We start from the raw sequence: 12,036 nt of genomic DNA, 5'->3' as shown, positions 1-12,036 counted from the left end.
CGACACGCGCGCGGGTTGAAATCGCGATAACCTGCTAAAATATTGGGTTTTTCGCCGATATCACATTCAAAGGGACGCGCCGTGCTGTCTACCGCCAATATCACCATGCAATTCGGGCCAAAGCCCCTCTTCGAGAATATCTCGGTCAAATTCGGGGGAGGGAACCGCTATGGCCTGATTGGTGCGAACGGCTGCGGCAAGTCCACGTTCATGAAGATTCTGGGCAGCGACCTGGAGCCGAGTTCGGGCAACGTCATGCTCGAACCGAACATCCGCCTCGGTAAATTGCGCCAGGATCAGTTCGCGTACGAAGACGTGCGCGTGCTCGACGTGGTGATGATGGGCCACGCCGAAATGTGGGCCGCCATGACCGAGCGCGACGCGATCTACGCGAACCCCGACGCGACGGACGACGACTACATGCACGCCGCCGAACTCGAAGCGAAGTTCGCCGAGTACGACGGCTACACCGCCGAAGCGCGCGCGGGCGAATTGCTGCTGGGCATCGGCATCGCGATCGAGGACCACAACGGCCCGATGAGCAACGTGGCGCCGGGTTGGAAACTGCGCGTGCTGCTCGCACAGGCGCTGTTCTCGAAGCCGGACGTGCTGCTGCTGGACGAGCCGACCAACAACCTGGACATCAACTCGATCCGTTGGCTGGAAGACGTGCTCAACCAGTACAACTCGACGATGATCATCATCTCGCACGATCGCCACTTCCTGAACCAGGTCTGCACGCACATGGCCGACATGGACTTCGGCACGCTGAAGGTTTATCCGGGCAATTACGACGACTACATGCTGGCGAGCACGCAGGCGCGCGAGCGTCAGCAGAATGCCAACGCGAAGGCGAAGGAACGTGTCGCCGACCTGCAGGACTTCGTGCGCCGCTTCTCGGCGAACAAGTCGAAGGCGCGTCAGGCCACCAGCCGTTTGAAGATGATCGACAAGATCAAGATCGAGGAATTCAAGCCGTCGTCGCGGCAGAATCCGTTCATTCGCTTCGAGTACGAGAAGAAGCTGCATAACATCGCGGTGGTGGCCGAGAAGATCTCGAAGAAGTACGAGCGCACCATCTTCAACGACTTCAGCATCAGCGTGCAGCCGGGCGAGCGTATCGCGATCATCGGCGAGAACGGCGCGGGCAAGACCACGCTGCTGCGTTCGCTGCTCGGCAAGCTGCAACTCGATCACGGCACGGTGAAGTGGGCGGAGAATGCGAACATCGGCTACATGCCGCAGGACACGTACGAAGAATTTCCGGACGACATCACGTTGATGGAGTGGATCGACGGCTATCGCCAGGAAGGCGACGACGAACAGATGGTGCGCGGCACGCTCGGCCGGCTGTTGTTCAATGCCGACGACATCCGCAAGTCGGTCAAGGTGCTCTCCGGCGGTGAGAAGGGCCGCATGATCTGGGGCAAGCTCATGTTGGGCCGCCACAACGTGCTGCTGATGGACGAGCCGACCAACCACATGGACATGGAGTCGATCGAGTCGCTGCAGATCGCGCTCGACAAGTTCGAAGGCACGCTGATTTTCGTCTCGCACGACCGTGAGTTCGTGAGCGGCCTCGCGAACCGGATCATCGAGGTGAAGACGGATGGCACGCTGAACGACTTTGGCGGTAATTACGAAGACTTTTTGTTGAGCCAGGGCGTGCAGTAAGCGCTGTCTTTGTGGCCATTGCTGATGTACTCGGCCATACCCATCGGTTTTCCCGGTGGGTATGACCGGTCGCAAGTTCTAAAGATCACCTATTACCACAACGATAGGAACCGGGCCGCCAGGATCGGGAGCGCGATAAACGCTGCGGCTTGGGCAAATGGATTCCAGGTCAGCCGCCTAAGTGGGCCTGCGTTGCGCCTGCGTTCTGTTTCAGCGTATCGCCGCTCCGTCTCCTCTCGAAGAATCGCCGCCGTAGCCGCGTTGGCGCGCACCAAATTCTCAAGCGTGCTCTGATAAAGGTCGTGCCTCTCTGCTGGCGTCATCGTTCTCCCCGTTATCGTTCGTAGACCGGTAGATCGTAGTGAGGATTCAGTGTAAATCATCAACCGGAGCGGGGCTATCAGACTAAGCGCGCTTACGCTCAAGAATCGACGCGAGAGTATGACTAAGTAGCCTGATAGCCGGGCGGAACCGCTTCTATTCCGCCAGCGCGCTACTCGATCTCGTGGCGTTAGCTGGAAGATTTTGAATGACCCGGCGCCCGAGGTTAATGCCACCTCGCTCGATCACATAATAAGTCGCAATCGAGACGGCGATGATGCAGGCGTATGTCAGCAATGTGACGAGCCAGAATCTTTGGGTGGTGAAGACGAGATTGGCGTTGTAGCGGGGGAATTGCATCAGCAGATTGATAATCAGCCCGTGCAACAGGTAGATGCTGTAGCTGATATTGCCGAGCCGTTTCGTGCCTGCCGCGGTCAATATGCCAAAGGCCGAAGCGCCTGAAGCCACGCAAAAGAAGGCTATGCCGAGAAGGACGGTTGCCTGATTCGTATAGGGACCTCCCGATACCTGGATCGCCAATGCACCCGCAACAATCGCAATACACGAACGAATGACGCCATTCCCCTTCAGTTTGGGGTATGACCGAAGCAGGCTCGCCGTGAGCATGCCGATCAGGAAGTGTTCAATGAAGACCACAGTCAGATCGGTGATCACACTGTTAGCGAACAGCATAAACATCAAGGCTGAACCCGTGATCGCAACCGTAGCCTTCTCGCGCGCGAAGCTGGCTAGCAGCGGAAGCGCCATGTAGAAGAGCCACTCATAATGAAGGCTCCAGGTTTGCCCGACCAGCCCCAGATACTCGGGACGATTCAGGAACGGCGTGGGCTGGTTGACGATTCCGAAAAAAAGCCATTGCGACAGTTGCGCGACCGTTTGACCCATCGTCTGAGTTGCCGGAAGGCCGACATGACGAATGACAAATATGAAGTACGCGATGATAAGAAACAGGTAGAGCGGGTAAATCCGGAATACGCGGTTGACATACAACTCAAGCCATTTGATATCGCCCTGCCGATCGATCAGGCGACCCCAAAATAAATATCCCGTGATCATGAAGAATACGGCCACCGCGCCTGGCCCGATAAACGAATAAAAGGGCGATGGCGGCAACCCGGATGTCCCATTCTTCAAGTTGTAGGCGGTCATTACAAAATGATGGAATACAACCGCTGAAGCAAGGATGCCACGCAATCCGTCAATTGAATCCAGTCGATGTTGATGTGCAACAGGAGCGGTATCGAGACACGAAAAAACCCGTTTCGCCGACAGGACGAGGATGGTGATGCCGAGAATGACCAAGGTCGGCCATATCGAAAGTATATTCATAATAATTGTTCCCCTGGATGGGGCTTCCGAGCGGACACTTCGCATTGTCAATGCCGAATCGTACTACATCCGGTCTCGGTTATTTCCTGGCGAACGCGCCGCGCATCAGCCTTCCCTAGGCCTGCTAGTTAGAATAGAAGACCATTCCGGAGACAAAGACAGGGACCGACCACCATGAAGACCTACAACCAACTCTATATCGGCGGCAAGTGGATCGCGCCGTGCGGCACCGGCACGATCGACGTGATCGACTCGGGGACGGAAGAGATCATGGGCCGTATCCCCGAAGGCATCGAGGCCGATGCCGAAAGCGCGATCGCCGCCGCGCGCGTGGCCTTCGACGCCTGGGCCGCGACGCCTGCCGCCGAGCGCGGCGAGTATCTGTACAAGATCGCGGCGAACCTGAAAGCGCGCACCGACGAACTGGCCGGACTGATCGCCGGCGAAGTCGGCATGCCGCTAAAGCTGGCTCGCGCGATTCAGGTGGGCGGCCCCGTCTACAACTGGGGCGCGTATGCGAAGCTCGCGAGCGAGTTCCAATATGAAGAGCGTGTCGGCAATTCGCTCGTGGTGCGCGAGCCGGTCGGCGTGGTGGCCGCGATCACGCCGTGGAACTATCCACTCAATCAGGTCACGCTGAAGGTCGCGGCCGCGCTCGCCGCTGGTTGCACAGTCGTGCTGAAACCTTCGGAGATCGCGCCGCTGAACGCGTTCGTGCTTGCCGAGGCGATTCACGAGGCCGGGCTGCCGGCCGGCGTGTTCAACCTGGTGAGCGGTTATGGGCCGGTGGTGGGCGAAGTGCTGGCGAGCCATCCGTCGGTCGACATGGTGTCGTTTACCGGCTCGACCCGCGCCGGCAAGCGGGTGTCCGAGCTGGCCGCGGCGACGGTCAAGCGCGTGGCGCTCGAACTCGGCGGCAAGTCGGCCTCGGTCATTCTCGACGACGCGGATTTCGCCGCGGCGGTCAAGGGCACGGTCAGCGCGTGCTTTCTGAATTCCGGACAAACATGCTCCGCTCACACGCGCATGCTGGTGCCCGAGGCCCGCTACGACGAAGCGCGCACGCTGGCGAAGCAGGCTGCCGAGAAATATGTTGCCGGTGATCCGCGCAACGAGACGACCCGCTTGGGCCCGCTGGCGTCGGCGGCGCAGCAGGCACGCGTACAGCAATACATCGCGAAGGGGATCGAGGAGGGCGCCGAGCTGGTGACAGGCGGTGCGGGCTTGCCTGACGGGGTGTCGACGGGCTTCTTCGTCAAGCCTACCGTGTTTGGCCGCGTGCACCCCAAGGCGACGATCGCTCAGGAGGAGATCTTCGGCCCGGTCCTGTCGATTCTGACCTATAAGGACGAAGAAGAAGCCGTTCGGATTGCCAACGATTCGCCATACGGTCTCGGCGGCGCGGTCTGGGCCGGCAGCGACGAGCGTGCCGCGGGCATTGCGCGGCGGATTCGAACCGGCCAGGTGGATATCAATGGCGGAACATGGAATATGGCCGCGCCGTTCGGCGGTTTCAAGCAATCGGGATTCGGGCGCGAAAACGGGGTCTATGGACTCGAAGAGTATCTCGAACTCAAGTCCATGCAATTCAAGGCGTGATTCGATTCAGATGACCGGCATCAACAGAGCGGCACATACGATTCAGTCTTGTGCCGACTCATTGACCTGAAACAACGCAGGCTGCGCCCGACCGACGATTATCACCGCTTCGATAATCCGTCATTGGGCCAGTCATGCTCAACTCTCATTCTTTCCCGCCGCTCGTCATCCGCGGCCGCTCGTTACTGCCGATCGTGCAAGGCGGCATGGGCGTCGGCATCTCGGCGCACCGGCTCGCCGGCAGCGTCGCCCGCGAAGGCGCAGTGGGCACGGTCGCCAGCATCGACCTGCGGCATCATCATCGCGACCTGGTCGAACGCTGCCGCGAGTCGCCCGAGCGCGCCACGCTCGAACAGGCCAACCTCACCGCGCTGGCCCGCGAGATCCATTCAGCGAGGGCATTGAGCGAAGGCCGCGGCATGATTGCCGTGAACGTGATGAAAGCGGTCAGCGCGCAAGCCGACTACGTGCGCGTCGCATGCGAGAACGGTGCCGATGCGATCGTCATGGGCGCAGGGCTGCCGCTCGATTTGCCGGACATGACTCAAGGTCACGACATCGCGCTGATTCCGATTCTGTCGGACAGCCGCGGCGTCGCACTCGTGTTGAAGAAGTGGATGAAAAAAGGCCGGCTGCCCGACGCCGTCGTGATCGAACATCCGGCGCACGCTGGGGGTCATCTCGGTGTCAACAACCTGGCCGATCAACACGATCAACGCTTCGATTTCTTCCGCATTCTCGAAGAACTCGACACGGTCTTCACTTCGCTCGGCCTGAACCGCCAGGCTGTACCGCTGATTGTCGCGGGTGGCATCAATAGTCACGAAGCGGTGCGCGCGCTGCTGAACGCGGGCGCAAGCGGCGTGCAACTCGGTACGCCGTTCGCCGTCACCGAAGAAGGCGACGCGCATCCGAACTTCAAGCGCGTGCTGGCCGAAGCGACGCCCGAGGACATCGTCGAATTCGTCAGCGTGACGGGATTGCCGGCGCGTGCCGTAAAGACGCCGTGGCTGGCGCGTTATCTGCGCCACGAAACGAAAATCCGCGAGAAAGTCGGCGCGCTCAAACACGCTTGCCCAACCGCGCTCGAATGTCTCAGCGCGTGCGGCTGGCGCGACGGTATCGAGAAGTTCGGCCACTTCTGCATCGATACGCGGCTCGCGGCGGCTTTGCGCGGGGACGTGGCGAACGGTCTGTTCTTCCGCGGCCGCGAAGCATTGCCGTTCGGCACGGCCATTCGCAGCGTGCACGATCTGCTCGAACTGCTGCTCACGGGCGCGGCGCGACCGGCTGTCGCAGGGCGATTGGCATTCTCGCTGGCTTGATACGAGTCAACATGTCGCGCGCCGAGAGCTTCGACAATCCCCACACGCAAACAACTACTTGGGGAAACACATGAACTACTCGTTGAGGAACCGACTCAAGGCCGCCGCGATCGCTTCGAGCCTGCTATGTGCAAGCGCTTTCGCGCCGCAGGTGCATGCCGCGGGCGACGACACGATGAGCGGCATTCACGCCGGCGACGTACTGGTGCGTCTGCGCGCCATCAGCATCATGCCGAACTCGAGCACGACCGGAACGCTGTCGGCGCTCAACGTGGGTGTGAACAACGCCATCGTGCCCGAGCTGGACTTCACGTACATGATTCGCGATTACCTCGGCGTCGAGCTGATTCTTGCCACGTCGCGGCATCAACTGACCTCGAGCCTAGGCAATCTCGGTGGCGTGAACGTGTTGCCGCCCACGCTGCTGCTGCAGTATCACTTCAATCACGCGGGACGCATTCGTCCGTATGTCGGCGCGGGTGTGAACTACACGCTGTTCTATAACAACGGCCTGAACGCGGGCGGTCAGTCGATCGGAGTCACCAACCACAGTTGGGGCCCGGCGTTGCAAGCCGGCGTCGATGTTCAGGTGACCAAGTCGCTGTTCGTCAACGCGGACATCAAGAAGATCTGGATGCACACGGATGCGACGCTCGGCGGTCAGGCGCTCGGCCGCTTGAGCATCGATCCGGTGGTGGTCGGGCTGGGTGTCGGGATGCGGTTCTGACGCGCGCTCGCGGCCCGTCCGCGAAGCGTCGAGCGCAAGCGCCATGCAAAAAAACGCCGGGATATCCCGGCGTTTTCATTGGGGCTTCGAGCTGGACGCGACTTTGCCGCAGGCTAGCGGCGGGAAGCGTCCGACCAGCCTATAGCTTGTCGTTCGCGAACCGCATGGCCGTGCCTTCCTGCTCGATGCGGACCCACACGGCGCGCTTTTCCTCGTCGCTCAGGAAAACCCAGTTCGACACTTCGGTGGCGGTGCGGCCGCAGCCTTTGCATACCTCGTCGAACAGCGTGGAACAGACGCCGATGCACGGGCTGTCGGGAAGATCGTGGAGATTCGAAGCCATCGGAAACCTTGGGGCGAAGAAGCGAAGTTCCGCTATGTTAATCGATGCGCGACCTACGCCGGGCCGTGCGCGAACGGCGTGGCCGCCATTCCCGCACGGTTGGCCGCTTGCGCCGCATGTTTCGTTGCATGTTCCGCAGCGATACGGCTCGCTCGTCTCAGCGCGCAATGCTGTAGCCGATCCGCGCCATCCAGTGTTGACGGTTGTTGTAGTCGAGCAGGTCCTCGCCATAGCCGTTGAAGTAGCCCACCCAGATATAGCCGCCCCACGCGCTGCCCAGCACTTTGGCGAGCGGGTAGGTGAATTGCGTATCCACGCTGCCGTACCAGTGCTTGGTGCCTTTGCGCAGCGTGGTCGCCAGTTGCCAGCCGTCCGGGCTGCCGTATTTGACCAGCAGATCGACGTAGCCCCGATAGTCGGCGATATCGGGGTTGCTGCTCGTGCCGACGTAGTAATAGATTTTCGGCGACACGGTCAGATGGTTAGCCGTCAGATCGCCGAACTCCCAGGTCGGCCGGATAAACGGCATGTTGATGCTGCGCGACGCGTCGCCGGCTCTGCCGTTCGATTCGTGCGCGATGCCCGCCGCAAAACCCATGCGGGTGAAGAATGGGCTCGTCCAGCCGGTGTCCGGCACGTAGTAGAACAGTTGCGGCGAGTAGGTCGTGTCGCGGAACGGGCGCGAATCGGCGGACAGATCCCAGATGGAGGTCTGCGTATACGCGAAGTACAGGTTGTCGAGAAAAGCCTTCGAACGCAGATCGTCCGGTATCCGGATGCGGTATTTGAAGCTCAACTGCAGGCGGGCGTTCGTGTCGCCGTTGTGGCCGGCGCCGATGTACATCGGTTCGTAAAAGGAAAGGTGAGAGAACACGCCGCGCCCCGTCGTCGCGAGCGAGTCGCCGGGCGGCGAGATGGCGTCGCCGGTCGGGCCGCCGACCACGGCCGCCGTCGCCGCGGCCTGAGCAGGCGTGGTCGCCTGGCTTTCCGCGCGTTCCGCCTGCGCAATCGCGTCCTGCTGCGGCCCGCGATTGATCACGACGAGCGCGGGCGAGGCGTCGAATCCCACCGGGTCGATGCGTACCTCGCCGCGCGCCGACTCCGGCCAGGGCGCCGAGAAACGCACCTTGCGGAATTGGCCTGGCCGCAGATGCAGCGTGTTGGGCACGCCTGGCTCGCGCTGTAAATCGAGTGGCTGCGGCGACTGCTCGCCTGCACTCAAACTCACGCGAATGGTCGGCGGGACGGTGAGGGTCAAGGACTTGGCGTCGTCGGCGGAGTAGAGCATTGTGATCTGCAGCGGCTCGTTGGCCGCGGCCACGCGAGGCGGCTGCAGCATCGCGACCGTCGCGCGGGCTTCGCCGGACACGACAGCGCCGGTGAGGAAGGCAGCGACTAGCGCCGTGCGGGAAAGGCGCGCAATGGGTTGGCGCGCGTGAGAGAGGGCATTGCGGGCAACGCGGTCGATTGAAGCGTCAAAGCGCATAGGCTGTCGTCCAGGAGCAGGGCAGCGAGCGAAACGGGTGCAGCAGGCGTCAGACGGCGACACATGCAACGCGCATCCGGTCGATCGCGCGGAAGCGCCAAAGCGGCGCAAAAAATGGGCAAAAAAACGGCCGCCGCAAGAAACCCGGCAGCCGAGGTGAAACGGGCCGCACGGCCGGCGCGCCGTACTAATGGGCAGCGTCGCCGGTCATGTTGAGATGCTCAGAAAAATACTTACAAAATCACTTCATCTTCTGCCTGGTCAAGAAAACGTTCTTCAGCCCCCGAACGCCAGTTGCCACAACAACGCGCCGTTGAGCAGGACAATGAACGCGGCGGACAGCCACGCGAGTGCGAGCGGCAGGCCGCGCACGCGCCAGCCGCGCATCAGCCCGGCGTCCGACGTGTAGCGGATCAACGGCACGACGGCGAGCGGCAACTGCAGGCTCAGCACCACCTGACTTGCCACCAGCAATTGATTGGAACCGTGCTGCCCGAACAGCGCGACCGCGAAGAGCGCGGGGCCGATCGCCAGTGCGCGGGTCAGCAGGGCGCGCTGCCAGCGCGGCAGGCGGATGCGCAGAAAGCCCTCCATGACCGCCTGGCCGGCCAGTGTGCCGGTCACAGTCGCACTCAGTCCGCAGGCGAGCAGCGCCGCCGCGAACAGAATGCCGGCCCAGTGCGTGCCGACGAGCGGCGCGATCAGCCGGTGGGCGTCCGCGAGATCGGTCACGTCACGATGGCCGCTCACATAGAACACCGCCGCGGCCACGATCAGCAGGGCCGCGTTGATCACGAACGCAAACGAAAGCGAGCCGAAGGTATCGAGATTGACGACGTGCAGCGCGGCCTTGATCTGCGCGTCGCTGCCGTCCGGCGCGTGGTGCTTGACGAGCGCCGAGTGCAGATAGAGGTTGTGCGGCATCACCGTCGCGCCCACGATGCCCGCCGCGAGCCACACCATGCCCGCATTGCGCAGCAATTCGACGCTCGGCACGGTGCCGGCGAGCGCCGCGTGCCAGTCCGGCCGCGCCAGCGCCAGCTGGACCACGAAGCATAGGCCGACGAAGCCGATCAGCGCGGCGATCACCGCTTCGAGCCTGCGCCCGCCTTTGTGCTGGAGCGCGAGCAGCGCGAAGGTGCACACCGCCGACATCAACACGCCTACCGTGAGCGACACGCCGAGTAGCAATTGCAATGCGACGGCGCTGCCGACCACCTCGGCGACGTCGCACGCGATGATCGCGACCTCGCTCGTCAGCCACAGGAAGAGGGTGCCGCGGCGGCCCGTGCGTTCGCGGCAGATCTGCGCGAGGTCACGCCCGGTCACTACGCCAAGGCGCGACGACAGCCATTGCAGCAACATTGCCATCAGGCTTGCCAGCAGCACGATGCCGAGCAGGCGGTAGCCGTAGCCCGCGCCGGCGCCGAGTGCGGTCGCCCAGTTGCCCGGATCGATATAGCCGACCGCGATGAGCGCCCCCGCGCCGACGAATGAAAACCAGTGCGCCGGACGTGCAGGTCCACTGCCCGGCAGACGCCGGCGGCGGTGGGGTCGCAATGCGGACGGATTGGTGTTCATCGATGCCTGAGGTTCAAGACTGCATCCTTTTGCAAGCCGCGTGCCCGGCGGGCGTGGGGTGGTGACATCGCCGCGCGATTGGCGGCGCGCTGTCACCGGCCATTGAGGACTATTGTGCTCCGTCGAACGCCAGTCGGCTCGCGCTTGCCGCAGCCTGGGCGACGCGTATTCGGGCCATGCCAGGCCGCCATGGGCCGCGCCCCGTTGCGCGGGCGCGGCGCGCCATCACGGCGGCGAATCGATGGCGGGATGACAGCGGAATGGCAACCCGCTCAGAGCGCGGCCGATACAGGTGTTTTTTTCGGGTAGACACGCGCCCATAACCCGCTAAAATTGCGGCCAATTTAGAGCGGTGCGGCTTACGCTGTGCCGTTTGCGCGACAGCCCGGTATTTTTTTTGAAGCGCGCAATAATTGATGGTACTTTTCGGGTTTTTCAGGGGAGCGGCGCGCTGTGCCGCGGCGTAGGTGAAGACGGTCGGCTCGGCCGGTCAGGATCGGAGAACGGGATGAAAAGACGGGTAGTGGTGCAAGCGGCGGCGCTGGTCTTATGCGCGACGCCTTGGTTGACGGCCGCTGCGAAAGACACGCAGCTGAACGTGTATAACTGGTCCGATTACATCGCCAAGGACACCATTCCCAACTTCACCAAGCAGACCGGTGTCCAGGTCAAATACGACAACTACGACAGCGACGACACGCTGCAAGCCAAGCTCCTCACCGGCAATTCCGGCTACGACATCGTCGTGCCGACCAGCAATTACGCGGGCAAGCAGATCGCCGCCGGCATCTTCGCACCGCTCGACAAATCCAAACTGCCGAACCTGAAGTACCTCGATCCGTCGCTGATGGCGCTCGTCGCCGGCGCCGATCCCGGCAACAAATTCACCGTGCCGTGGGCTTACGGCACGACCGGCCTCGGCTACAACGTCACCAAAGCGCAGCAGATCCTTGGCAAGAGCGTTCCGCTCGACAGCTGGGACGTGCTCTTCAAGCCGGAAAACATTTCGAAGCTGAAGGCCTGTGGCGTGTCCGTGCTCGACGCGCCGGACCAGATGTTCGCCGCCGCGCTGCACTATATCGGCAAGGATCCGATGAGCACGAACCCGGCCGACTATCGCGCCGCGCTCGACATGATGAAGAAGATCCGCCCGTACATCACGCAGTTCAACTCGTCGGGCTACATCAACGACCTGGTGGGTGGCGACGTGTGCTTTGCGTACGGCTGGTCGGGCGACGTCGTGATCGCCAAGCATCGCGCGGTCGAGGCGAAGAAGCCCTATAAGGTCGAGTATTACATTCCGAAGGGCGGCGCGCCGGTGTGGTTCGACGTGATGGCGATTCCGAAAGACGCCAAGAACAAGGACGCCGCGCTCGAGTGGATCAACTACATCGAAACGCCGCAGGTTCACGCCGCGATTACCAACGCCGTCTACTATCCGAGCGCCAACCTCGAAGCGCGCAAGTACGTGGACAAGGACGTGGCGAACGACCCGGCTGTCTATCCGTCGCCTGAAGTCATCAAGACCCTGTTCCTGCTCAAGCCGTTGCCGCCGGAAATCCAGCGGCTGCAAACGCGGCTGTGGACTGAATTCAAGTCCGGCCGCTGACCCGCGGCCAGTGTGAAC

At 62.1% G+C, this 12,036-nt stretch carries 9 protein-coding genes; 5 read left to right on the top strand and 4 right to left on the bottom strand.

Features of this window, described 5'->3' with window-relative positions:
• The first annotated feature begins 81 nt into the window (after window positions 1-81).
• Window positions 82-1,674: an ABC-F family ATPase gene (locus tag P0D71_RS32810; protein ID WP_091793656.1), complete on the top strand. Its 1,593-nt coding sequence runs from the start codon at window positions 82-84 to the stop codon at window positions 1,672-1,674.
• Window positions 1,675-2,151: 477 nt separating this feature from the next.
• Here P0D71_RS32810 and P0D71_RS32805 read toward each other — a convergent pair whose 3' ends face one another.
• The gene (locus P0D71_RS32805; RefSeq protein ID WP_408483599.1) at window positions 2,152-3,348 is read right to left on the bottom strand and encodes an acyltransferase family protein; all 1,197 of its coding nucleotides are present in this window, start codon (window positions 3,346-3,348) and stop codon (window positions 2,152-2,154) included.
• 174 nt (window positions 3,349-3,522) lie between these two features.
• Between P0D71_RS32805 and P0D71_RS32800 the strand changes: the two genes are divergently transcribed.
• From P0D71_RS32800 to P0D71_RS32790, 3 genes are all read left to right on the top strand, one after another.
• The gene (locus tag P0D71_RS32800) at window positions 3,523-4,947 is read left to right on the top strand and encodes an aldehyde dehydrogenase family protein (protein WP_408483598.1); all 1,425 of its coding nucleotides are present in this window, start codon (window positions 3,523-3,525) and stop codon (window positions 4,945-4,947) included.
• Window positions 4,948-5,081: 134 nt separating this feature from the next.
• Window positions 5,082-6,272 (top strand): NAD(P)H-dependent flavin oxidoreductase, encoded by a 1,191-nt coding sequence (locus tag P0D71_RS32795; protein WP_408483597.1) that lies wholly within the window; start codon window positions 5,082-5,084, stop codon window positions 6,270-6,272.
• Between the two features lie 70 nt (window positions 6,273-6,342).
• Window positions 6,343-6,999: an OmpW/AlkL family protein gene (locus tag P0D71_RS32790; protein WP_091793662.1), complete on the top strand. Its 657-nt coding sequence runs from the start codon at window positions 6,343-6,345 to the stop codon at window positions 6,997-6,999.
• Window positions 7,000-7,138: 139 nt separating this feature from the next.
• On the opposite strand, the gene P0D71_RS32785 is transcribed toward P0D71_RS32790, so the two are convergent.
• From P0D71_RS32785 to P0D71_RS32775, 3 genes are all read right to left on the bottom strand, one after another.
• The gene (locus P0D71_RS32785) at window positions 7,139-7,342 is read right to left on the bottom strand and encodes a DUF1289 domain-containing protein (protein WP_091793664.1); all 204 of its coding nucleotides are present in this window, start codon (window positions 7,340-7,342) and stop codon (window positions 7,139-7,141) included.
• Between the two features lie 157 nt (window positions 7,343-7,499).
• Complete coding sequence (locus P0D71_RS32780; RefSeq protein ID WP_408483596.1) at window positions 7,500-8,828, bottom strand: phospholipase A; 1,329 nt, start codon at window positions 8,826-8,828, stop codon at window positions 7,500-7,502.
• Window positions 8,829-9,104: 276 nt separating this feature from the next.
• The gene (locus tag P0D71_RS32775; RefSeq protein WP_091793669.1) at window positions 9,105-10,409 is read right to left on the bottom strand and encodes an Nramp family divalent metal transporter; all 1,305 of its coding nucleotides are present in this window, start codon (window positions 10,407-10,409) and stop codon (window positions 9,105-9,107) included.
• A gap of 508 nt (window positions 10,410-10,917) precedes the next feature.
• Here P0D71_RS32775 and P0D71_RS32770 point away from each other — a divergent pair.
• Window positions 10,918-12,018 carry a polyamine ABC transporter substrate-binding protein gene (locus tag P0D71_RS32770; protein ID WP_408483595.1) on the top strand — a complete coding sequence of 367 codons (1,101 nt, stop codon included), beginning with the start codon at window positions 10,918-10,920 and terminating at the stop codon, window positions 12,016-12,018.
• The last annotated feature ends 18 nt before the right edge of the window (window positions 12,019-12,036 follow it).

The sequence above is a fragment of the Paraburkholderia sp. RL17-383-BIF-A genome, from assembly GCF_046028015.1.
In the GTDB taxonomy this organism is placed as follows: Bacteria; Pseudomonadota; Gammaproteobacteria; order Burkholderiales; family Burkholderiaceae; genus Paraburkholderia.
The sequence above is the reverse complement of the archived record's forward strand: the minus strand, read 5'-3'. Positions and strand labels throughout refer to the sequence as shown.